General features: G+C 43.8%; 27 protein-coding genes. 25 read left to right on the forward strand and 2 right to left on the reverse strand.

Features of this window, described 5'->3' with window-relative positions; all coding sequences use genetic code 11:
• The first annotated feature begins 258 nt into the window (after positions 1–258).
• From B5F53_RS18340 to B5F53_RS18460, 25 genes are all read left to right on the forward strand, one after another.
• Positions 259–975 carry a LytR/AlgR family response regulator transcription factor gene (locus B5F53_RS18340; RefSeq protein WP_087226755.1) on the forward strand — a complete coding sequence of 239 codons (717 nt, stop codon included), beginning with the start codon at positions 259–261 and terminating at the stop codon, positions 973–975.
• On the forward strand, positions 972–2,267 hold the full coding sequence (locus B5F53_RS18345; RefSeq protein ID WP_087226758.1) for a sensor histidine kinase: 1,296 nt from the start codon (positions 972–974) through the stop codon (positions 2,265–2,267). The genes B5F53_RS18340 and B5F53_RS18345 overlap by 4 nt, the downstream gene beginning before the upstream one ends.
• A 90-nt stretch (positions 2,268–2,357) precedes the next feature.
• Entirely contained in the window at positions 2,358–2,903 is a 546-nt protein-coding gene (locus B5F53_RS18350) for a hypothetical protein (RefSeq protein WP_087226761.1), read from the forward strand.
• Between the two features lie 493 nt (positions 2,904–3,396).
• Positions 3,397–4,608 carry an ATP-binding protein gene (locus B5F53_RS18355; RefSeq protein WP_087226764.1) on the forward strand — a complete coding sequence of 404 codons (1,212 nt, stop codon included), beginning with the start codon at positions 3,397–3,399 and terminating at the stop codon, positions 4,606–4,608.
• A 207-nt stretch (positions 4,609–4,815) separates the two neighbouring features.
• Positions 4,816–5,481, forward strand: a complete 666-nt coding sequence (locus tag B5F53_RS18360; RefSeq protein ID WP_087226767.1) for a response regulator transcription factor — start codon at positions 4,816–4,818, stop codon at positions 5,479–5,481.
• The gene (locus B5F53_RS18365) at positions 5,478–6,593 is read left to right on the forward strand and encodes a sensor histidine kinase (RefSeq protein WP_087226769.1); all 1,116 of its coding nucleotides are present in this window, start codon (positions 5,478–5,480) and stop codon (positions 6,591–6,593) included. The genes B5F53_RS18360 and B5F53_RS18365 overlap by 4 nt, the downstream gene beginning before the upstream one ends.
• Positions 6,594–6,690: 97 nt before the next feature.
• On the forward strand, positions 6,691–8,055 hold the full coding sequence (locus tag B5F53_RS18370; RefSeq protein ID WP_087226771.1) for an ABC transporter permease: 1,365 nt from the start codon (positions 6,691–6,693) through the stop codon (positions 8,053–8,055).
• A 16-nt stretch (positions 8,056–8,071) separates the two neighbouring features.
• Positions 8,072–8,260 (forward strand): hypothetical protein, encoded by a 189-nt coding sequence (locus tag B5F53_RS18375; RefSeq protein ID WP_087226773.1) that lies wholly within the window; start codon positions 8,072–8,074, stop codon positions 8,258–8,260.
• An 11-nt stretch (positions 8,261–8,271) separates the two neighbouring features.
• On the forward strand, positions 8,272–8,910 hold the full coding sequence (locus B5F53_RS18380; protein WP_087226775.1) for an ATP-binding cassette domain-containing protein: 639 nt from the start codon (positions 8,272–8,274) through the stop codon (positions 8,908–8,910).
• 52 nt (positions 8,911–8,962) lie between these two features.
• Entirely contained in the window at positions 8,963–9,817 is an 855-nt protein-coding gene (locus B5F53_RS18385; RefSeq protein WP_087226777.1) for a helix-turn-helix domain-containing protein, read from the forward strand.
• Entirely contained in the window at positions 9,810–11,024 is a 1,215-nt protein-coding gene (locus B5F53_RS18390; protein ID WP_087226779.1) for an MFS transporter, read from the forward strand. Before B5F53_RS18385 ends, B5F53_RS18390 begins: the two co-directional genes overlap by 8 nt.
• 61 nt (positions 11,025–11,085) lie before the next feature.
• Positions 11,086–11,487, forward strand: a complete 402-nt coding sequence (locus tag B5F53_RS18395; protein WP_087226781.1) for a winged helix-turn-helix domain-containing protein — start codon at positions 11,086–11,088, stop codon at positions 11,485–11,487.
• Between the two features lie 169 nt (positions 11,488–11,656).
• A complete protein-coding gene (locus B5F53_RS18400; RefSeq protein WP_087226783.1) occupies positions 11,657–12,361 on the forward strand; it encodes a response regulator transcription factor in 705 nt (234 codons plus the stop codon).
• On the forward strand, positions 12,351–13,760 hold the full coding sequence (locus B5F53_RS18405) for a sensor histidine kinase (protein ID WP_087226785.1): 1,410 nt from the start codon (positions 12,351–12,353) through the stop codon (positions 13,758–13,760). Before B5F53_RS18400 ends, B5F53_RS18405 begins: the two co-directional genes overlap by 11 nt.
• 109 nt (positions 13,761–13,869) lie before the next feature.
• On the forward strand, positions 13,870–14,772 hold the full coding sequence (locus B5F53_RS18410; protein WP_087226787.1) for an ABC transporter ATP-binding protein: 903 nt from the start codon (positions 13,870–13,872) through the stop codon (positions 14,770–14,772).
• A complete protein-coding gene (locus B5F53_RS18415; RefSeq protein ID WP_087226789.1) occupies positions 14,756–15,988 on the forward strand; it encodes an ABC transporter permease subunit in 1,233 nt (410 codons plus the stop codon). The genes B5F53_RS18410 and B5F53_RS18415 overlap by 17 nt, the downstream gene beginning before the upstream one ends.
• Positions 15,989–15,998: 10 nt before the next feature.
• The gene (locus B5F53_RS18420) at positions 15,999–16,364 is read left to right on the forward strand and encodes a hypothetical protein (protein WP_087226791.1); all 366 of its coding nucleotides are present in this window, start codon (positions 15,999–16,001) and stop codon (positions 16,362–16,364) included.
• A 421-nt stretch (positions 16,365–16,785) separates the two neighbouring features.
• On the forward strand, positions 16,786–17,163 hold the full coding sequence (locus tag B5F53_RS18425; protein ID WP_087226793.1) for a GntR family transcriptional regulator: 378 nt from the start codon (positions 16,786–16,788) through the stop codon (positions 17,161–17,163).
• A 1-nt stretch (position 17,164) separates the two neighbouring features.
• Positions 17,165–18,031, forward strand: a complete 867-nt coding sequence (locus B5F53_RS18430; protein WP_087226795.1) for an ABC transporter ATP-binding protein — start codon at positions 17,165–17,167, stop codon at positions 18,029–18,031.
• Positions 18,019–18,654, forward strand: coding sequence for an ABC-2 transporter permease (locus tag B5F53_RS18435; protein WP_087226797.1), 636 nt, complete (start codon positions 18,019–18,021; stop codon positions 18,652–18,654). Before B5F53_RS18430 ends, B5F53_RS18435 begins: the two co-directional genes overlap by 13 nt.
• A gap of 11 nt (positions 18,655–18,665) precedes the next feature.
• Positions 18,666–19,334 (forward strand): hypothetical protein, encoded by a 669-nt coding sequence (locus B5F53_RS18440; RefSeq protein ID WP_087226799.1) that lies wholly within the window; start codon positions 18,666–18,668, stop codon positions 19,332–19,334.
• Positions 19,331–19,681, forward strand: coding sequence for a hypothetical protein (locus tag B5F53_RS18445; protein ID WP_087226801.1), 351 nt, complete (start codon positions 19,331–19,333; stop codon positions 19,679–19,681). Before B5F53_RS18440 ends, B5F53_RS18445 begins: the two co-directional genes overlap by 4 nt.
• 164 nt (positions 19,682–19,845) lie before the next feature.
• Positions 19,846–20,220 carry a GntR family transcriptional regulator gene (locus B5F53_RS18450; protein WP_087226803.1) on the forward strand — a complete coding sequence of 125 codons (375 nt, stop codon included), beginning with the start codon at positions 19,846–19,848 and terminating at the stop codon, positions 20,218–20,220.
• A gap of 3 nt (positions 20,221–20,223) precedes the next feature.
• Entirely contained in the window at positions 20,224–21,081 is an 858-nt protein-coding gene (locus B5F53_RS18455) for an ABC transporter ATP-binding protein (RefSeq protein ID WP_087226805.1), read from the forward strand.
• Between the two features lies 1 nt (position 21,082).
• Positions 21,083–21,724, forward strand: coding sequence for an ABC-2 transporter permease (locus B5F53_RS18460; RefSeq protein WP_087226807.1), 642 nt, complete (start codon positions 21,083–21,085; stop codon positions 21,722–21,724).
• Positions 21,725–21,958: 234 nt separating this feature from the next.
• On the opposite strand, the gene B5F53_RS18465 is transcribed toward B5F53_RS18460, so the two are convergent.
• Positions 21,959–23,257, reverse strand: a complete 1,299-nt coding sequence (locus B5F53_RS18465; RefSeq protein ID WP_087226809.1) for a sensor histidine kinase — start codon at positions 23,255–23,257, stop codon at positions 21,959–21,961.
• A partial coding sequence (locus B5F53_RS18470; protein ID WP_140398283.1) for a winged helix-turn-helix domain-containing protein occupies positions 23,250–23,637 on the reverse strand: 388 nt, incomplete at its 5' end. The genes B5F53_RS18470 and B5F53_RS18465, both read right to left, overlap by 8 nt.

Raw genomic sequence — 23,637 nt, forward strand, 5'->3', positions numbered from 1 at the left:
TTCTTATCTTCAAACAACTGGATAGCGTCATTGTTCTGCAATTCGCCCATGACTATGTACCTCTCTTTCGCTGGCATAGTTTCAGTTTACCTTATCTTTTTGAAAAAATCTACCCGCAACGCAATGTAATGAAATTTGAGGTGAAGTAGCCTCTTCCCTGATCCATCAACTTGTATTGTTTTCCAAAAAGAAGTACAATGAGAAAAATTGAGGTGTAGTGCTGGTATACGATGCCAAAAGAAATAGTGGGTGACGTTAATGATTGAAATTGCTGTCTGCGATGATGATAAAGCCTTTTTAAAAGAGATAGATACGATACTAAAAAAACAAAATCCCTTTGGTGGAAAATATAATCTTACGTTTTTTCAGTCTGGTATGGCATTACTTAAGAATACAAAGATACGTTTTGACCTTATTTTTCTTGATATTCAAATGCCAAAATTGGATGGCATCAAAACAGCGAAGTTTTTGAGAGAACAAGGCAATAACGCTGTTTTAGTATTTCTTACAGCAGTGTCCATTCCGAGTACGGAAACTTTTAAGGTGGCGCCATTTCGGTATTTGGTAAAGCCGTTGACACAAGCAAATTTATCAGAGGATTTGCCGGAAATATTTGACGAAGTAATAAGACGATACCAGACACTTTTGATTAAATGTGGAGAGAGGCTGCATGAAATAAAAATATCTGCAATCCTTTATCTTACGATCAATCATAAAAGTGTAGATATTGTTACTGATAGCGGACGTTTCACAACCAAAGAAACCATGCGGGAATTGGAACAGAAATTATCTCCTTTTGGATTTGTACACTCTCATAAAAGTTATCTGATAAATTTAAACCGTGTATCCGCTTTGAAAAGGCTTTCTGTAACAATGGAAAGTGGAGAAGAATTGCCGATTTCACAACCTAAAGCAGTTTCGTTTAGAAAAAGCTTTATAGAGTATGCAGAACGAAAAGTAGGAATATTAAAATGAGTTCTTTATGGTGGATTGTAAATGTTATAAGTACGTTTGTTGAATTATTCATTTTTGATGATTTTTTAGAAAAGTTTGTAGCAAATAAAAAGTCAAAGCCTTTGATTCATTTTTTCTTGTATGGCGGCAGTGTTGGCGCTTTGGTATTGGTTAATTCTGTGCAAAGCCCGTTACTTGATATAGTCGGGGCTCTTTTTGTATATAGTTTTTTTCTGTATATAGCATATCAGGGGATGGGTTTTTCTCGACTGCTTACGGTGATATTCTTTTTATTTTCCGTAGCATGTATAGAATATCTCGTCAGGGCTGTCTGCTTCCTCATATTTGATAAAATTACCTCGATAGGCTTTGTGGCTATCAATATAGTCTGCTTATTATCTGTCGTATTGCTTGAAAAATTACTTTTGGTTATTTCCTACAAGAATATTTCCTGGCAGTATCGAAGATGGTTTGCAGCATTTTTAATCCTTCCTATTTCTTGTTTGATTTGGCTTCTTCTGATGATCAGCGGACACGATTTTATGGAATACAGAATGAGTAACGATTGGATCTCTGTTCTTTTCTGCTATATCCTTCTGATTTCTAATTTGCTTTGCTTCTATTTTTTAGAGCAATTAATTAAAACAGCCGACGAAAATCAGAAAAAGCAAGCTTTTATTCAAAAACAAAAAATGGAACAAACCTACTACACCGCTATTCAGGAGAAAGCAGAGCAGCAGACAAGACTGTTGCATGATATCAAACATCATATTCAAGTACTGGGACAAATGGCCGCTGATGGAAATAACGACAGAATTGTAGCGTATTGCAAAAGCGTCATGGACATCTATACAATTCCGGTTACGATAGAATATACCGATAATAATATTATAAATATTATTCTTTCAGAAAAGGCAGAAATTTGCAGGAAAAAACAAATTGATTTCAAAGTGAATGTTGCTGTTGTGCAGTTGGATCATATTGATCCTGCCGCTGTTTGCCTTTTGTTTGGAAACTTATTAGATAATGCAATAGAAGGGGCTGAGAAATGTTCTGAACACAAATTTATTACAGTTCAGATTGAAAAGTTTAACGAACAATTTGTTGTCTTATCAATAAAAAATTCCTGCCAGACGGCAATGCTGAAAAAACATGGCCTGTTTCTGACAACAAAACCAGATAAGGACAAGCATGGTTACGGGTTAAAAAGCGTTCAGAAGATAGTTGAAGAGCAAGGCGGAACTGTGGAGTTTGACTGTTCAGCGAATGTATTTAAGACTACTGTTTTGCTTCACATTCCGGCTTCTGTTTAACTTTTTCCCGATTGTGGTTAGTTTTTTCCCGCCTTATTGAAATATCTTATGGTTATGCGTATGATATTGCCAATCAAGGAGGGACTGACGATGAAGATCAAATTATCTTTTTTACTATGTTTAACAAGTATGTTCTTGCTATCCGCGTGTGGCAATGGTGATGAGAACAATTCTTCACTTTTTTCAAATTATTCGTCGGAAGTATTGGAGACTTATTGTGCAGTGAAAGGTGCGGTTCAGACTAAAAATAGTGACACTGATCTTGTCTATATCGAATGCAGTCAGAATATAGATACTTCGATGGAGTATAGTTTTACCCGCAGCAAAGGCGACATAAAAATTTATTATCATTCGCCGGACGGAACAGACTATCTGCTGGAAGACACCTCAGAAGAGAAAGGTTCTTTAGTTGATGGCACTTGTGATTTTTCCTTGGAACGAGGATTAGGGAAAATCTATTTTACAGGCACAGATAGTTCATTTGAGTTCAGCATTACCATTCATGTGCATGAAGAAAATATCCGGTATTTTGATGCTAAATCACCACAAGAGAACTGTGATAAAGAGCAAGAGTACGAAGAATATGAGCAACAATTAGAGGAAAAGTATGGGAATGGAATACGTCCAGACACTTAGGAGTGTAATTTCGACCGGTTGCTAAAAATGAACGATTTTTAACTTCTGATTTTTAATGACCTGCATCTATTGAAATCAATTTCTGTTTCTTCTATCACAGGGGTGCAGGGAGGGGAGTGGATGCAGGTGAAGAAAGAGGAGATGCGACAGACCATCCTTGAGATCGCGGCGGACCAGTTCTAGTGCTGCTTGGAAGTGTGATCCTCTATAATCTGGGTTCCCTGCCTTATATGGAGCGTTACAGGGATATGGCGACGCTGAAAGTCCTAGCTTTCACGACAAGCGGATACGCAGTTTGATGGTCCAGCAGAATCTCTGGCTTGCAGCCCTTGGCGCTGCCATCGGGCTGCCTGCTTACCTGCTAGTAAATTCGACGAATCACGACATAATCCGCAATATCATAAAGAATATTTATTTTTTGCGGTTTTAAACCGCAAAAATATTGACTGTTTTGAAAAGATGCGATATATTGTACATACTGGAGGTGGTTATTATGATTTACAGACCGATGTATGTTGATAAGATTATGTGCTATGTCGATACTCCTTTTGTGAAAATACTTACTGGTGTACGCCGCTGCGGAAAATCAACAATTTTAAAAATGATCATGGAAAAGCTGCAAACCGAAAAGAATGTAAAAGCTTCGCAGATTGCAAGCTATCGTTTTGATTCAATGGAATACGAGGATATGACATCGAAGCAGATGTATACCGAATTGAAAGGCCGCCTGATTGACGGAAAAAAGACTTACTTTTTCCTTGATGAAGTTCAGGAAATCACCGGCTGGGAAAAAGTGGTTAATTCTCTTGCCTCTGACTATGATGTGGACATTTATGTTACGGGTTCCAATTCACGAATGATGTCATCAGAAATTTCCACTTATCTTACGGGAAGATATATTGCATTCCACATTTATACGCTTTCGTTTGCTGAATTTTTAACATTCAAATCGCGCTATAAAGCTGTTTCCGATCCAAAAGCCGAATTGACGGAATATATCAGACTGGGCGGATTTCCGGCTACACATTTGCAGGATTATTTACAAGATGAAATATACACGATCGTTAAGGATATTTATAATTCCACGATTTTCTCGGACATCGTAAAGAGAAACCAGATAAGAAAGATTGATCAGCTGGAAAGAGTAGTAAAATATGTCTTCAATAATGTGGGCAATACCTTTTCTGCAAAATCCATCTCTGACTATCTGAAATCGGAACATCGTAAAATTGACAATGAAACGGTATACAGTTACCTTGAAAAACTCGAAAAGGCGTATTTGATCCACCGTTGTTCGAGGTATGATCTGCAGGGAAAAGAAATCCTGAAAACCCAGGAGAAATTTTATCTTGCAGATACAGCGCTCAGATACAGTGTACTCGGATATAATTCAGACAGCGTTGCCTCAAGCCTTGAAAATGTAGTTTACCTCGAATTGTGCCGCCGTGGCTATGCAGTTCATATAGGAAAGACGGATGGCGGGGAAATTGATTTTGTAGCATCACGGCAGAATGAAAAGCTGTATGTTCAGGTGACGCAGATGATCAGGTCGGAAAGTACCGAAAAAAGAGAGTATGACCGGCTTCTTTCCATACGTGATAATTACCCGAAATATGTTCTTTTGACAGATGATTTTGCAGGTGGTAACTATCAGGGGATTAAAACAATGCATATAGCGGATTTTCTTCTCAGTAATGAATACTAATTGAGAAAATGCCAATAAATACAGAAATAGGGCGTATCGTATGGAGGATAGAATCTCTCAAGTGATACGCCTTATTTTTAAAGGTTTAACACGGCTTTTCAACTGGTTATTATAATAGATAAATCCGAAGATACAAAAGGAACATTGAAAATATATTTCATATTGTTTCCACATTACTCTGGTATTATGGAGCCGGGAGGTGTAAAAATGGCTGTTTTGTTGATTGTGGAAGATGATATTGCCACCAACGAGGCAATCTGTGAATATATGAGATCCGCAGGGCATACCACGCTGGCCGCTTTTGACGGAGAGCAGGGCTTAGAGATTGCGGGAGAGAGAAGCGTCGATTTAGTGATTCTGGATATTATGCTCCCGAAACGAAACGGTTTAGAGGTATTAAAAGATCTGCGAAGGACAAGCAACATCCCCGTCTTAATGCTCACCGCCCTTGACGATGAGCCTACTCAGGCGGCCAGCTTTGATGAACAGGCGGACGACTATATCACAAAGCCCTTTTCCATGCTTTTGCTGGGGAAACGGGTGACGGCCCTGCTGCGGCGGTGTGGGAAAAGCCCGGAACTGAACCAAATCCAGATGGGCGATATTACGGTGGATTTCGGCGGCTACACCGCTTCCGGGCCGGACGGCCCCATTGACCTGACACCAAAGGAGATTGACCTGTTGAAACTGCTGGTGGAGCATAAAGGCTTGGTGCTTACCCGGTCGCAGATCTTGGACGAGCTGTGGGGATATGATGCCCCCATCATCGACCGAACGATTGATACCTACATTAAGAATTTACGGAAAAAGCTGGCCCTTGACCGGATTGTAACGGTAAAAGGCGTTGGCTACAAGTATGAGGGACACCCATGAGAAACTTAAAGCTATTTACGAAAATCTTCTTATACACCTTTCTGGTGATGCTGTTTGTTACCGCGATGGCCCATGTCTTTCTCTATGTGCTTGCGCCGCAAATGACCGTAAGCACCAACCGTTTCGTGGAAGGGGCCATTATCGAGAGTGCTGTGAATACCGGAATCCTGATAAAATCCGCTATCGGAAAAGCACTGCCGGTATCCCTCCTTTGCTGCGCCATCATTTTCGCCGGGTGTTCCCTGTTGTTTTCCAGAGCCATGACGAGGCCGATCAAGCAGATTGCGGAAATAACGGAAAAGATGGAGAAGCTGGATAAGTCGGCAGTCTGCGTGGTGCATACCAAGGACGAAATTGGCGAATTGGCCGCCCGCGTCAATAAGCTGTATGCCAGCCTGCTTTCCACCATTGAAAATCTGGAAGAAGAAAAGCGGAAAGCCAGTGAGGCGGAACAGTCGAAAATTGATTTCCTGCGTGCCGCTTCCCATGAGCTGAAAACGCCGGTGACGGCCCTTAACGCGATTCTGGAAAACATGATTTTAGGTGTAGGGAAATATAAAGACCGGGATACCTGTCTTTTGGAGTGCAGGGAGATCACCGGGCAGCTATCCTTTATGATCAAAGAAATTCTGGATACCTCCCGGCTGGATTTTATACAGGAGAAGCAAGACGCAGAAACCTTTGAGCTGTCGGAGCGTCTTCCAGCGATCTGCGAGCCTTATCAGTTGATTGCGAAGGCAAAGGGACTCGACTTTTCTTTCAGCATACAGGGGAAGTGCCCTGTCCATACGTCAAAGAAAAGCCTTGAAAAAATCCTGTCCAATCTGCTCTCCAACGCGGTCGCTTACACAAAGCCGGGATGCAAGATCACCGTTCTATTGACCGCCCGGCAGATAAAAATAGAAAACGAGTGTACGCCCATCCAGCCGGATAAGCTGGCCCATGTATTTGAGCCGTTCTACCGCCCGGATTTTGCCCGGGACCGCAAAGATGGAGGAAATGGGCTGGGGCTGTATATTGTAGATACGCTGTCAAAGGCGTTAGAACTGCCATATCAATTTGTGGCCACAGAAGATCCGCCAGGAATGTGCTTTACCCTTTATCTCTCATAAAGCGATTGCTTTTTTATCCGTTTCATACTGGTTCCATATTGGGGTGCTATGCTGTCAGCGTTGCAACAATCATCCTATATGAAACGGAGGTCATTCTATGAACTTTATGAATCGAGCGTGGCTGTACATCGTCCGCAAGAGAGGCAAAAGTATTCTTCTTTTTGTCATCTTGCTGGTGATGGCAACCTTTGTATTGACCGCTCTGGCGCTGGGGAACGCTTCGAAAGCCGCCCAGCAGGAGCTGCGGCAAAGCCTTGGCGGGAGTTTTGTCATTGGCTTTGACTACACGGAAAACAACCCCTATTTGAAGGTGGAAAGCGTGGATGGCGGAACGCTGATGTATTCCACTCAGCAGATCAGCCCGGAGCTGGTAGAACAAATCCGGGAAATTGAGGGAATCAAGGAGTGCAGCGCCACCGTGGAGGGGCTGGCGGCGTTCCCCTCTCTGGAGCTGTTTACCGGCAATATCCCCATTGAGGAAGAATTCCGCGCATCCTCAAAGATTTTAAGCACATGGAAAAGCGAGGAGCTTACCCGGTTTACTTCCGGGCAGCTTACGCTGACGCAGGGGCGGCATATCCTGCCGGACGACAAAAACAAGGGGCTGATCAGCAAGGATTTGGCTGAGAAAGACGGCCTGAAAATCGGTGACAAAATCCAGACGGACAAAGGCGTGGAGATTGAGATTGTGGGCCTGTTCTCTCCAAAAGAAATCGAAGGCATCAACGATCAGGTGACGACCTACGATAAAATACAAAATCTCATTATCACCGATCTTGCTGCTTTGGTGGCTTACGAAAACGGCCCTGCAATCCAAGGATTTAACGAGCTGACGGTATCGGTGGATGACCCGCAGAACATGGAGGAAATCATTTCTAAAGTAAAGGAAATCAGCGGTGTAGACTGGAAGGGCTTTTCTTTCCTGGTTGACAATGAGGACTATGAAAACGCCGCGTCCTCTTTGGAACAGTTATCGGAGCTGGTATCCACCATTTTGATGATCGCGCTGATGGTAAGCATCGCCATCCTCTCTCTCATTCTAACCATGTGGGCCAGAACCCGCATCCATGAAACCGGTGTCCTGCTCTCGGTTGGGATCAGCAAGCTGTCCATCTTAGGGCAGTATATTGCCGAGGTTTTACTGATCGCGATATTAGCATTTTCCCTTTCTTACTTCTCCGCCAGCGCCATTGCGGGCCAGATGGGAAACGTATTGCAATCCGGGCAGGCGGTAACGGAGGCGCAGCAAGAAGACGGCTTATCTGCCGGAACCCGTGGGGAGGCCGGAACAGATACCGGTGAGCCGGAAATCGAAACCCCTAAATTACAGGTTCGCGTACAGGTTGAGGAAATGGGACTTCTGTTCCTGCTGGGAATCGGGATTGTAACAGTATCCGCCGGAATTTCCTCGATTTCCGTCATGCGGCTGAAACCGCGGGAGATTCTATCGAAGATGAGTTGAGAAAGGTGGTAACGATATGAAAAAAGTACGGAAAATGGTTTCGGTCCTTTTTCTTGTGGGGCTGTTATTTACAGGGTGTACACCGAAAGAGGACAAGGCGGATGAAACGCAGGATCAATCCGGTGCGCCAATCATAGATTATGAGGTGCCGGATAAAGTAAAGGACTATGATTTTGACTATGAATTTGTACCGGATGGGGAATAGGAGGTGCCTCTATGGCAATTTTAGAACTAAAGAACCTGACGTATTCTTATGACAAAAAGAGGAAGGTGTTAAAAGGGATCAATGCGCAGATGGAGGCTGGAAAGCTGTATGCCATTCTCGGCCCGTCCGGCTGCGGAAAGACAACGCTTCTTTCCCTGCTGGGCGGTCTGGACAGCCCTACAAGCGGAAGTATCCTGTTTGAGGGGAAAGATATCGCACAGGCCGGATTGGCAGGCCATCGGAAAAAGAATGTTTCCTTTATCTTTCAGAGCTATAACCTGATTGATTATATGACCCCGCAGGAGAATGTCCGGCTGACTTCAAAGAAACCGGCGCTCTCGTTTCTGGGACGGCTGGGACTGACGAGAGAGGAATCCAAACGGAACGTGCTGAAGCTTTCCGGCGGCCAGCAGCAGCGGGTAGCCATCGCAAGGGCACTGGCAAGCGAAGCTCCAGTGATCTTGGCTGATGAGCCTACCGGCAATCTGGACGAGGATACGGCTGGGGATATTACGGAAATCCTGAAAGAGAGCGCGCATCAGATGAGGAAATGCGTGATCGTCGTCACTCATTCAAATGAACTGGCGAAACAGGCGGATGTGGTATTCCAGCTGAAAAAGGGGGAGTTGAAAAGCCGCAATAATTATTAAAAGATTACTTTTTGATCGTGCTACAATGCCTCATGGAAAGGAGGGAATGCCAATGGGGAAGCAATCCATCATCAGCATTGAGGCAGTCATCGACTATATCGAAAGCCATCTTGACGGGAAACTGGAATTAGAAACAGTTGCGGAGGCTGTCCATTATTCAAAATATCACCTGCACCGGCTGTTTACCGAAACGGTAGGAATGACAATCCATGATTATGTCCAGCGGCGTCAGCTTACAGAAGCGGCAAAACTCCTGGTCTTTTCTGAGAAACCGATTATTGAAATTGCGTTTCTTTGCGGATATGAGAGCCAGCAGTCGTTTTCATCAGCGTTTAAGGCGATGTATAAGCTGCCGCCCGCAGAGTACCGTGAAAAGCGGAATTTTTATCCTTTGCAGCTGCGCTTTACTTTACATCGGGAAATGGAGGCTGTGGAATTTACAATGCAGGATATCCGTCTGGCGGAAAAGAAGGATATTCCTGATTGGATAGACTTAATGCGGCTTGTTATTGATGGGTATCCGGTCATGGACGAAGCGGAGTACTTGGCTAAGCTGGAAGAAAGTATTTCTGAGAGACACGCGCTTGTTCTAAGAGATGAAAACTGTCTCGTCGGAGCGATTGCATTTACCTGTTCTCCGGGCAGTATAGAATTTCTTGGGATACACCCGCAATATCGCAACTGCGGACTCCAGAAGCTGTTCCTGGATGCTTTGCGGGAAATCTATCTGCCGGGACAGGAGATCAGCACAACAACCTACCGGGAACAGGATAAGGCGGATACAGGGCATCGGGATCTGTTACTGCAGCTTGGCTTTGCCGAGAGAGAACTGCTGACAGAGTTTGGCTACCCGACACAGCGATTTGTGCACCCTCCGAAAAGACAGGAGGGTATGGAACATGGATGACACACAACGCACTGGCTGGCAGAAAAGAATCCTTCTTTTCCTGACCAGCCAATGTATCACACTTTTTGGCTCGACACTCGTTCAGATGGCGATCGTCTGGTATGCGACTATGCAGACAGCCAGCGGCGTGTGGGTTGCCGCATTTACAGTGGGCTCCTACCTGCCGCAGTTTCTCATTTCATTTATAGGGGGCGTATGGGCAGACCGGTACCACAGGAAAAAGCTGATCATAGGCGCGGATATGCTGATCGCATTTGCCACGTTCATCATGGTACTGGCCATCCCGCATATTTCATCAGAGCCTGCTTTGCTTGGTGGCCTGCTTGTCATGTCAGTTGTCCGTTCTTTCGGGGCAGGAATACAAACACCGGCGGTCAATGCTGTGATCCCACAGCTCGTTCCGGCACAACAGCTCATGCGGTACAACGGGATCAACGCAACCATGCAGTCTGTCGTTAATTTTGCTGCTCCGGCGGCAGCAGGCGCGGTATTTGCGGTCAGTACATTGAGAACGACGCTGATGATAGACATTGTAACGGCAGTCCTGGGAACGGGGCTGCTGTCCTGCCTGGTACTGCCGAAGCAGGACACTTCTTTTGAAAAGAGCGGTGTGCTTTCTGATATGAAGATTGGCGTCAGATACGCTTTCTCAGACAGGGGGATCGGAAAACTTCTGATTATCTATGGGCTGTTCACGTTCTTTTGCGTTCCGGCAGGCTATCTGGCAGGGCTTCTCGTCCGCCGGGTATTCGGGGATACTTACTGGTATCTTACGGCAGTAGAAGTCGTGGGGTTCGCGGGCATGATGGCGGGCGGAGTCGCTATGAGTACATGGGGAGGCTTCCGGAGCCGGGAAAAGACTTTAGCGGCCGGGCTTTTGGCGTTTGGTTCCTTTGCGATCGGTATGGGCTTTTCAAAGAATTTTATTCTCTATCTTGGATTGATGGCGTTTTACGGAGTTGCATTGACAATGGTGCAGACCGCGATTACCACGATGCTGCAGGAGAGAACAGATACCTCTATGCAAGGGCGTGTCTTTGGCTTACTGGGAACCATGTATGCCGGTTTTCTGCCGCTTGGCATGGCTGTATTTGGTCCGTTGGCGGATATACTTCCCCTGCAGTGGATCATGATCGGATCGGGGATCGCGCTTATTCTCATTGCAGTTATAACTTATTTTCATCAGGTACTTAAGGGGGTAAATTAGAAGAAAAGATCCGGTTCATCGGATACAAAGAAGGTGATAAGAACATGGGAAAGTACTGATTATGACAATAACAGATGAAGAGGATAGCGTCTTGAAGCGAGTTCTGGATGTATTGGCGGTTGAGCCACGAGTTATGCAACAGCCTGGTAAAGAGAATATGGTTCTTTACTTTCCGGAATTGACTATCTATCTTTCTCGGCACCAAGTATTTTTAGAGGGAAAAGAGGTGTTTCTGACCAACTTAGAATTTGGCGTTCTGCTTTATCTGGCGCAGTGTCCCCGCCACGTCTTCACAAAGAGACAGATTCAGGAAGCTGTCTGGAAAAGAGAAACCGAAAGTTATGAAAACGCAGTGCAGTGTATCATCTCTGGACTGAGGAAAAAACTGAAGCAATATTCCAATAAAGAATATATCCGAACGGTCAGAGGTGTCGGATATAAGTTTGAGATCCCGGAGGCATAGAGCTTTCGGGATTTTACTGTTAGCATGTGACATTGGATATTTCCGCTTAAACGTAAACTGCGGATAGAGGATAATCAATCCATGTTTCTTGTCTTGATTTTTGGTAAATAGAGAATATACTTAATAGTATGTTTTTGCAAATACGTCGGAAAGGAATTGAACATAATTAATGAAAGAAAATAGAATTATGATTGTTGATGATGAACCAGATATATTGTATTTGCTTGAAAGAGCATTGAACATCGAAGGATTTTTCAATATTATTAAGGTTGAGAACGGATTAGCCGCTGTGGATACATGTAAACAAATTCCGCCCGATATTATTATTCTGGATGTAATGCTGCCTGATATTGACGGTTATGAAGTATGCAAGCGCATCCGGCAGTTTTCCCATTGTCCAATCCTGTTCCTTTCCTCTAAAAACGATGAAGTGGACAAAATTCTGGGATTGGCTGTTGGAGGGGACGATTATGTAACGAAGCCCTTTAGTCCAAAAGAAGTGGCGTTCCGGGTGAAAGCGCAACTGCGGCGAGCGGAATATCGGCAAAGTTCAGTACAACCTCATACAATTACTGTTGGAAAGCTGGTCATTGACCCAGACGGTTGCCGCGCTTCAAAGGACGGTACGGATATGGAACTGACTGCCAAAGAATTTGAAATCCTGCATTTGATGGCACAGAACATTGGGCGTGTGATTAGCCGGGAGCGCCTATACGAATCCATTTGGAAAGAGGACAGTTTTGGGTGTGACAATACAATCATGGTGCATATCCGACACCTGCGTGAAAAGCTGGAGGATAATCCCACAAGGCCGCAATACATTATCACAATGAAAGGTTTAGGCTATAAGCTGGTGAATCCTGATGAAAAATAGATGGAAAAGAAACCCTCTTGTAAGAATTGTTGTTTTCCTCGCCACACTGATTTTGATCGGGGCTGCGTTGGGAATTGGATTATTTTACTATGCTTTTTCTATTCCCGAGCCAGAAGGATTAAGTCTGGCAGCATGGCCGAATCGCTTTACCGATAATTTTTCAATCTGGATGGGAAATGAGGATGGAATAATTACAATAGAGGACATTGGATTGGAAAGACTGGACGAATATGGGCTTTGGCTTCAAGTCATTGATGAATCCGGCCAGGAGGTTTTTTCCCATAACAAACCGGCAGACTATCCCTCTGACTACTCGGCCTCTGAATTGGTGGAACTGGCAGAGAGTGAATACGAAAACGGGAACACAGTCTTTGTGAGCAATTATGAAGAATCCGGCTATACATGGAACTATATCATTGGTTTCCCTTATGCCATTGGAAAATATATGCTCTATTATAACGGTGAAACTGTAAGCCGACTTTCTCCAATGTTTCGGACAGTAATATTTTTTATGATTTTTTTGGGGATTTCTCTGTTTCTTATTTATGGTTTCTGGCTCACAAGACAAATGGGGAAAATATCAAGAGGAATAGGTGCTGTTTCACTTCGTACTTATCAGAAGCTCCCGGAAAAAGGGATATTCAACGAAATCTATGCGAAGCTCAATCAAATGGATGTGGAAATTCGTCAAAGCGATCAGCTTAAGAATGAAACAGAGCGCGCACGTCAGGAATGGATTGCCAATATTACGCATGACTTAAAGACACCGCTTTCTCCTGTAAAGGGATATGCGGAGCTGCTTGCGTGTGGGACTGCAAGCGATAGCCAGACGGTACAGGAATATGGCTCGATTATTTTAAAAAATGTTGATCATGTCGAAAAGCTGATAAATGATCTAAAGCTGACCTATCAACTGGAATCAGGGGCAGTGCCTTTTCATCCAAAACAGGTTCAGTTGGTGCGCTATCTAAAAGAACTGGTGATAGAGATTGCCAATGACCCGGCATTTTCAAATCGAAGCATAGAGTTTGCATGTGACCTTCCGGAAATTACGGCTGTCATTGACCCCGATCTTTTTCAGCGTGCGGTATGCAATCTTGTTGTCAACGCTCTCGTTCATAATCCGCCTGATACGACGGTAGCGGTATCTGTTTCAGAAGATAAGGAAAAGGGGGTATGTCTTTCTATCCGTGATAATGGTGTAGGGATAAGCGAAACAGAGCAGGAGAAACTATTTACCAGATATTATCGAGGAACCAATACAAAAGAAAAATCAGAAGGCAGCGGCTTAGGGCTTGCGATTGCAAAGCAGATCGTGGTTCTCCATAATGGAGAAATTTCCGTTAAAAGCGAACCGGGAGCAGGTACCGTATTCTCGATTGTCCTCCCTGCAAATTAAGGTTAAATTAAGATACAGAAAAGTCAGACCTAAGATGGGTGATTTATGCTATAAGCATAGACCACCCATTTTCATTTGGCCTAAATACAGAGTGAACAGGAGGAATCGTATGGAACTTCAATTACAGAATTTGCGCAGGCAATACGGTACAAAATGCGCTGTCGATAATGTAAGTATCCATTTTAAACCCGGTGTATATGGACTGCTTGGTGCAAACGGAGCGGGAAAAACCACTTTAATGCGGATGATCTGCGGTGTGTTGAAACCCACATCCGGCAGTATCCTTTTAGATGGAAAGACAATGCAGGAGCTGGGGGAACGCTATTACACTCATTTGGGCTATATGCCGCAAGATTTCGGCTTCTATCCTGATTTTACTGCCCGTGAGTTCATGCTTTACATGGCAGCGGTAAAAGGCCTGGATAAAAAGTCTGCCAAAGCCCGGACGGAGGAACTGCTGAAATTGGTAAATCTGTGTGATGTAGCTGACAAGAAGATCAAGTCATATTCCGGCGGTATGAAGCAGCGTTTAGGAATCGCACAAGCGGAGCTGAACGATCCCGACATTCTGATCCTGGATGAGCCAACTGCCGGGCTTGACCCGAAGGAGCGTGTTCGCTTCCGCAATATTATTTCCGACTTCGCCAAAGATAAGATTGTGATTCTCTCTACCCATATAGTTTCGGATGTTTCGTACATTTCGGATATTATCTTGATGATGAAACAAGGAAAAATCGTGCTTCAAGGGCCTATGGAAACTATCACGAATAGTATTCAAGGAAAAGTGTGGGAGGTTATGGTCGATGAGCGCAAAGCCGCTCAATATAGCCGGAACCTTCATGTTGTCAACCTGCACCATGAAGGAAATTTGGTTCGTTTGCGGATCGTAGATGATGCAGCACCTGCGCCGGACGCCAGTATCGTGGAACCTAGTTTGGAAGATTTGTTCCTGTATCATTTCAGTGAGGATGTGCAGAACGAAAGGAGTGACGATGATGAAAACCTTGATTAAGTACGAGTTTCTAAAGGTCTTGCGAAAAAAATCCACCTTGATCGCAATAGCGGTAAGCCTGCTCATAACTGCTGTTTTCTTCGCCCTGCCGATCACACAGTTTCAAATTTATAATCAAGATGGCGTCCTCCGGGGGCTGGAAGGTATTGCATACGAAAAAGAACAGTATGCGAACATTTCTGTTCCCTTAACGAATGAATATGTTACGGAGGCCATTCAGGATGTGCAGGCACTTTTTGAAAACCCCGACAATATAGGCTATGACGGGAATGAGGAGTTTTTGATTGAGGACGCATATTGGAACGGGATTGCTCCGCGGGAAAACCTGCTGGGCTTGATTGCAAGGAACTATGCAGCGCCTAATGAGAGTGTCGGGTACAATGCACTCACTGGTTTAGATGTTTCGGGTGGCGCAGATTTTTATCAGGCGCGCCAGGACAAAATCGAAACCATACTGAATAACCCTTCCAATGAGCTATCGGAGGCAGAAAAGGACTTTTGGCGGAATATGAATAGTAATGTAGAAGAACCGTTCCAATACGGCTACTTCGGCGGATGGGAAATCATTATTTCTGCTTTTGAACTTTTCATGTTTGCTATTTTAGCTATCTGCATTGTGATTGCGCCCGTTTTTGCCGGTGAATATCAGGCTGGGACGGATGCTGTCATTTTGTCCGGTAAGTACGGAAAGACGAAGTTGATCACGGCAAAAATCATTGCTGCGCTCATATTTGGCGTATTAGCATTTACCCTTCACATTCTCGTAGCATTTGGTATCCCCCTTGTGGCATTTGGAGCGGATGGATGGAATCTTCCTTTGCAGATCAACGGAACTACCGTTCCGTATCCGCTCACATTTCTGGAGGGGACGTTTATCAATTTGGCTGTCATTTATATGGTTCTGATCGCCATGATTGGCTTAACCCTTTTTTTGTCAGCTAAAATGAAAAGTCCTTACCTTGTGCTGATTGTCATGGTTCCGGTACTCTTTATCCCCATGTTCCTTACTCCGAATGGAACCACTGGGATCTACAATTTGCTTGTACTTTTGACACCGTACCAATCGCTGGTTCCTCGTTTCAGCTCGTACCTTTCCTATCAGTTTGGTTCCGTCATTTTGGACGCTTTTGCCATGAGAGGACTTGTGTATGCAATACTGACATTGATTTTGCTACCTCTTGCGAGAATCAGCTTCAAGAAACATCAGGTTGCATAAGGAGGGGCCGATGAAAAATAAAAGGTATATCATAATCGCAGTTATTGTAATTATCGTTATCGCTGCGGTGATAATGATAGCACAACCGTTGAAGTGGTCTGAAAAGTCATTTGAAGCTGTTGTTCAGGAAACGGTTATTCAATCCGACGGAGAAGTCCGATTGATCGTAGAGAGAACAACAGAAATCTATGGCAGTCCTATAAACTCCCTCGGTATCAGCGAAGAAACGAAACTTGTGGATGCTAATGGAGAAGAAATAGAGATTGGCGACTTCCAACAAGGAGATACCGTAAGTGTAACTCTGAAAGATTCTTTTACAGAAGAAACACCATTTTATTATCCGGTTGTGTATGAGATAAAACTTACTAATCCATAAATATCAAAAATGTTTTGTCGGACGATGCCAAAAGAAAAAAAAGCCGTCGTTCAGCAGCTCATACCCATGCCCTTATGAAATCACGGCGGCCTTGATTTATCCAAAGCCGCCGCTCTTTTGTCTTCCAAACAGAATGACGATGCCTTGACGCTTGTGAGAGCGGCGGCTTATGGGGATTTTCCTATGTATTTAGAAATCCGCTCTGGACGAGGGGATAATCTTCAATATTTGCCATACGGCACTTTCCACCTACATTGTATATTTCATATTTTGCCGGTGGAAGGTTGCTATATGCGTGTTGGTTGCATTTTATTATTCGCCTATTCCTTGGCCCGTCAATTCTCCCCTTGACATTTGATATTATCCTAACTATAATGTACTTGTACAATAAGTACATTATAGTTAGGTAAGGAGGGCAAACATGGAAATCGTTATCAGCAGCAACACAAGCAAACCAATCTATGAACAAATTACCTCGCAGATTAAGGCGCTGATAATGAGTGGTGAATTGCAAACAGGTGATCCCATTCCCTCTATGCGTGCAATGGCGAAATCGCTTCATGTCAGCGTGATTACTGTTCAGAAAGCGTATGAAGATTTGCAAAGAGATGGGTTTATTGAAACGACAGTGGGGCGTGGAAGTTTTGTTTCTGCCAGCAATCGTGACTTTATTCAAGAAGAACAGCAGCGCAAGGCGGAAAGTCACCTACAAGAAGCCGCAGAAATTGGCAGGACAAGCGGTATTTCTTTAGATAAGCTAATCGAACTGCTCACATTATTTTACACGGAGGAGGCTTAAAATGAGTTCAGCCATCGAAGTCCGAAACCTGCAAAAAAGTTATACTGGTTTTGGATTACAAAATGTTTCTTTTTGTGTTCCGCAAGGAAGTATAGTCGGCCTGATCGGTGAAAATGGCGCTGGCAAAACAACTACCATCAAGGCCATTCTGAATTTGATTGACATAGGAGGCGGGGAAATATCTGTTCTCGGTTCTCCCAATAAAATCACCAAACGAACGCGGGAAGATATTGGCGTGGTATTTGATGACATTTGTTTTCACGAAAATCTCTCTGTTTCTCAACTCGGTAAGGTCATGCAGGGAATGTATAAAAGATGGGATATGGCCCTGTTCAAACAGTATTGTCAACGGTTTTCTTTGGATAGCAAAAAACGGGTTGGCGACTTGTCAAAGGGTATGAAGATGAAGTTGTCCATAACGGTTGCATTATCCCACCAGCCCCGGCTGCTAATTTTGGACGAGGCGACAAGTGGTTTAGACCCGGTTATGCGTGATGAAATTCTGGATGTGTTTTTGGATTTCATTCAAGACGAGCAAAACTCGGTTTTGCTTTCCTCGCATATCACAAGTGATTTAGAAAAGGTGGCCGACTATATCGTGTTCATCCATCAGGGAAAAGTGATTTTCTCTTTAACCAAAGACACCCTTTTATACCAATATGGTATTTTGCGCTGTCGAACCGACGAATTTAAGCAAATTGATAAAGACGACATTCTGGCCTACCAGAAGAAAGATTTTGAATGGGAGGTCTTAGTGGCCGATAAAGAAAAAGCCGCACAGAAATATAAAAAGTGTGTTATCGACCATGCAACGATTGACGAGATCATGCTTCTATATATTAAGGGGGTACAGCAATGCGAGGGTTAATTCTGAAAGACTTTTACAATATGCTAAAAAATATTGGTCCGACGCTGGTAACAACAATCTGTGTTGGTCTGCTTCTCATGGTACAGGGAAATCCCTCACTGTTTGTTATCGGGTTTGCAGTAGCGGGTGGTGGTGTCTGTTCCACTTGTCTGCGTATGGATGAAACCGCTGGCTGGACAAAATTTGAATTGATTGCCCCTGTAAGCCGTACAACCGTTGTTGTTGAGAAGTATGTTCTTTTACTTCTTCTTACGATAACTGGCCTGATTGTCGGCGGTGTAATCAGCTATGTGGCTGGTACTTTAACCGGCACACTGGATATTTCCAAATTTATCATGTATGTATCAGTTGCTTTTAGCATTTCTCTCATTAGCGGCAGCCTGATTATCTTTTTCCTTTTTAAGTTTGGAATGATTAAAGCAGACTTTTTTACCGTCCTTTGTTATGCTGTGCCAGTAGGCATTTTTGTGGCAGCACTGGTTGTTGTAAAGAAGCTCGGACTAAACATAATGGTTGGTTCCCCTTACATGACCATCACATACTTTTTTCCATTACTTGCGCTGGTTGTAAGTTTACTAACGGCTGTGGCAACTGTTGCCGTGTACCACAAGAAACAATTTTGAAAGGAGCGACTATGGCAAAAGAATTATCTATGACCGAGAAATATGCGTTGCTTATGCTCTACGGCGGGGGCAATCGTACCGACTTTATGGCCTGCCAATCTACCGCGGGAATTGTGTTAGGCGGCTTATTTGAATTGCTGCAATCTAAGCACATTTTCGTAGGCAGAGGCAATAAACTGATGACTGACAGAAAAACGGGCTCAGTAAATGAGTGGCAGGCAACTCTATATGACAATATTTGCGGACATTCTGCAAAAAGCATACAGGGATGGTTAGAGTATTATTGCTTTAGCGCAACCTATAAAAGCATCCGGCCCGTTGTGGATGATGTGCTGAACACGCTGGCCCATAAAGGATATATCAGTATCAGATGGCGGCGGGGGCTGTTCCGAAAGAAACGATCTGTCGCAATCAATACGGCACAATCTGCCTCCATCATTGATGGATTTGTTACGGGCGTTCAAGACGGGCAAGACAATGACGAGATTATCTTTTGTGCGGAAATGCTTTTGCTTGCAGATGTGTTCAAAAGCTACTTCCCGATGGGAAAGCGATGGGCTATCAAATCGACATTGAATGACTATAAACATTCTAGTATGTGGAAAATGATGGAGCCATACGCAGATGCGGTACGGAGCTTCAATTACCAAAACACCGTTTATACAGGAGCTTCCCAATGATTGATACTGTAAAACCTATCGCAGCAGACCAAACGGTTCTTGAAGGCTTGAAAGGAGTGACGCTATTCATGTTCAAAAAACTTCCTATTTTCACTAAACTTATGTTTGTATGTTCAAGTATTATTTTGGTTCTCCTTTTAATTGGTTTCATCATATTTCCATTTATATCTGGAAAGATGGAGAACAGTAATTATTGCTTATCAGATTTTTCAGAGATGTCGTCTTTTGAAGATAGCTTAATCGATAAAGGTGTGCCTTATGAAAAAATATCAGATACGGTGATTAACGTCCCAAAGGAATGGTCTGCCGTTGCTGATGATCTTTTTCAAGACTATAATAAATCCTGAATAATATACCGGGCGCGGGACTGTTTGGTCTCTGCGCCCGGCTTTTTTGCATTTGGTGCAAAGTTTACCTGTGTAAGTTGATCTCTGTATCTTGACATCTAAGTGTATTTTGTGTATAGTGTGTATATAATAACATCACACTAAAGCAAGGAGGAAGTGGGATTGTGAATATAATCATTTCAAACACTTCTGATAGACCTTTGTATCAACAAATCAAAGACCAGATAAAGGACGCTATTTTGAAGAACGAATTAGTTGAGGGCGACCCGTTGCCGTCAATTCGTTCTTTTGCAAATGATCTGCAAGTTAGTGTTCTTACAATACGCCGAGTATATGAAGAATTAGAACAAGAGGGATTTGTCGTAAGTCAAGTTGGTATTGGAACATTTGTATCTGCAAGTAATATCGAACTACTAAGAGATACTAAACGCAGGCTTGTAGAACAAAAAATGCAGGATATGTTACAGACTGCAAAATCATTGAACATTAGCAAAGATGAACTCAATGCTATGATGGATATTCTTTATGAGGAGGTATAAGATATGGCTGCGATTTTGGAAGTATCCGGTTTGAAAAAGTCATATAAGAATTTTGAACTAAAAAATGTCAGCTTTTCAATCGCCGAAGATTGTATAACTGGGTTTATTGGTGTAAATGGTGCAGGTAAAACAACTACAATTCATGCACTTTTGAATTTGATTTGTAGAGATGGCGGCGTAATCAAGTTTCGCGGTAAAGACATTTCAGCAGACGAAAAGACATTCAAAGATAAAATAGGCGTGGTATTTGACAGTGGTTGTTTTTATGACGAATTGACAATAAAGGATATGACGGCTTTACTGGCCCCAGCCTATTCAGAATGGGATAATCACACCTATAAGCAATATTTGGAAATGTTCTCCTTGAAGCAGGAACAGATAATCGGAACATTGTCTAAAGGAATGAAAATGAAATATGCTTTGGCGTTGGCATTGTCCCACAATGCGGAATTACTCATCATGGATGAGCCCACCAGCGGACTTGACCCGTTAATGAGAGAACAATTTATTAACATATTAAAAGCCTATATTGAGCCGGGTGGTAGATCGGTTTTCTATTCTACGCATAATACGACCGATTTAGATAAATCGGCTGATATGTTGATAATGATAAATGCGGGAACTATTCTCTTTGAGGAAGAAAAAGATTTTTTGCTTGATAAATTTAGAGTGGTAAAAGGTGATGTCAAGTACCTCTCCCCGGATATAAAATCTCTCATGCTTCATTTTGATATAAGCAAGTATGGCTTTACCGGAATCACAGACAAGGCACCTAAAATTAGAGAGATTTATCCCGATGTGGTTTTTGAAAGGGCCTCAATAGAGGACATAATGTTAGCGTATGTAAAGGAGAGTGAATGAAATGTTAATACCTCTGATAAAGAAAGATTTAATGATAGTTAAAGCCTACTCTTTAGGGGTAGTTGCAATAGCGGCAGGTCTGCCATTATTACTTGCATGGCGGCAGCCTCAAATGGGTGGTATGATTAGTCTGCTAATGGCGGTTCTGATTTCTTCGGTTGCGTTCAACTTAGCTATATCAGAAAAGGAAAATCAATATCCTAAAGCAACTGCCCTGCTTTCTTCAACTCCCTATACAAAAGGGAAAGTGGTTATTTCAAAATATGCGCTGTACATTATTATTTATTTGGTCTGCTGCGTTGTATATTGGGGTGAAATGCAACTTGTTCCAGATCTCAAACTTGAAAATTTTGCTCAAGCCACTGCATTAGTCTTTCTTGTTCAAGCGTTGGGACTGGGGATTTTTCTTCCGATACAATATAAATTCGGATACGAAAAAACAAAGTTTGTATGTTTTTTGCTGTTTCTTTCTCCTGTTATCATAGACATAACAAAACGAGTTAGTTTTCCCGCTCAATTGGTCTCACTTATGCAGTCAAATACGATAATGGTGACAGCTATTTGGAACGGTTTTGGGATTTGCGTATGGTTTATATCATTTGCTATTTCAAAAAAGATATTTGATAAAAAGGATTTAATCTAAAGGAAAGATAATGAATGAACAAAGGATTTTATATATTGCCGTGTCGTTTATATTGGAGTATCCCAGTGGTTGTAAAATCTATTGTGACAATATAATGGATTTTTCAACATAGTGTACAATCTCAGATCTATAGGGAAGTATTGAAGAAATATAACGATGAGGAATATATCCGAACGGTCAGCGGTGTCGGATATAAGTTTAAGATCCCGGAGGCATAGAGCTTCCGGGATCTCGCTATTTTATCGGCAATGTCAGGAAGAAGGTCGCCCCTCCGCCGGGAGTATCTTCAAATCCAATCCTGCCTGCCAGTATCTTCGCCAGTTCTTCCGCGATGCTCAGTCCCAGGCCAAAGTGGGATTTATCCGTATGGGATTTATCCGCGCGGTAGAACCGGTCGAAAATGAACGGCTGATCCGCCTTGGCAATCCCTTTCCCGTGGTCTGCCACCAGAAAAGTCAGCTCTTTGGTGGTCTGTCTGGTCTGGATTTCGATGCTGCTGTTTTCCGGGGAGTAGGAGACGGCATTATCCAGAAAGATGCTTAAAATCTGGAACAGGCGCTCCTGATCGGTATCAAGGCGTGGGTACTCTGTCTCTTCCAGAGCCAGCTTAAGCTGAATGGATTTCCCCTTGCATACTGGTTCGTAAGCCTCGAACAGTGTGATCAGCAGGGTATCAATATTTATCTTCTGCCTGTGGACCGTCCACTTGTCGGCATCGGAGGAGGCGAGCAGCAGCATATCCCGCACGAGCCGAGACATCCGCATACATTCTGTATCAATCACGCTTAGATGGTTCTGGATCTGGGGCTCCTGTCCGCCGATGGTTTCTATCGCCTCAGCGTTTGCCATGATGACGGCTAAAGGAGATTTCAGTTCGTGGGAGGCGGCTGCAACAAAGTCTTTCTGTCCTTTCAGCACGCGTTCGGTTGGCTCAAATGCCCGGCGCAGGAGGAAACGGCTCACCAACAGGATACAGCCAAACGCCAGCAGCCAGATACTGCCGTAGGCAGGAAGCTGCCGGAGCAGGAGCTCCCGGATGGAGGTCTGTTCATAAAACAGCACCAGAGAGTACCACTGTCCCGACTTTGTGCTGATGACCGCAGGGATCACGTAATAACGGTCATGGCTGTTTCCCTCGATTTCTCCGTAACCGCCTTGGTCTGTTATTTTCGGCAGATCCGCATGATTTCCTGCGGAAACCATGTCGATACTCTCCTGGGCGATTTTCCCCAGTGTGCCAAAGTCTGTACGGGTGTCCGGACTGCTCTGGTATAGGACTTGCCCGGTGCTATCCTTTAAAATCGTATACACATTCATTTCCCGTTCGTAATCGGAGAGCAGGGCTTCCGGTGCTGAGGCGTCCACCTCCAGTTGATAAATGATCAGGGAAGCCATGCGCTGGATGTAAGAAATATCCGCCATCTGGCTTGCCTGCCAGGTATTCCAGAAAGAAAATCCCAGGATCAAAGAGACAACTGCCATAAAGATAACAACGAGGAAGATCCGCAACCGGGTTTGTAATTGTTTAAGCATGGGCTGGTCCCTCCAATCGGTAGCCTGTGCCGTAGATGGTCTTGATTTCGCAGGCACTTTTCAGCTCCCGGAGCCGTTTCCGGAGGAAGGAAATGTAGTTGTCCACGTTTCCCGGCTCGATCTCAGAATCGCTGCCCCATACTTTAAGGACAAGCTGTTCCCTGGAAAAGACGGTTCCCGGATGCTGGATAAAGGCACTGAGAAGCTCGGTCTCTCTTGCGGTCAGTGTCAGCTCATGTCCTCTGCAGCTGACAAGGCGGGTGGAAGCATCCAGGTGAAGATCCCCGTAGGAAAGCACCTGGATTTCCTGCATTTTCCCAGGGCGGCGTGTCAAGGCACGCACTCTTGCCAGGAGTTCCCGGATATGGAAGGGCTTTACC

This window comes from Blautia sp. An249 (genome assembly GCF_002159835.1).
GTDB classification, from domain to species: Bacteria; Bacillota; Clostridia; order Lachnospirales; family Lachnospiraceae; genus Blautia_A; species Blautia_A avistercoris.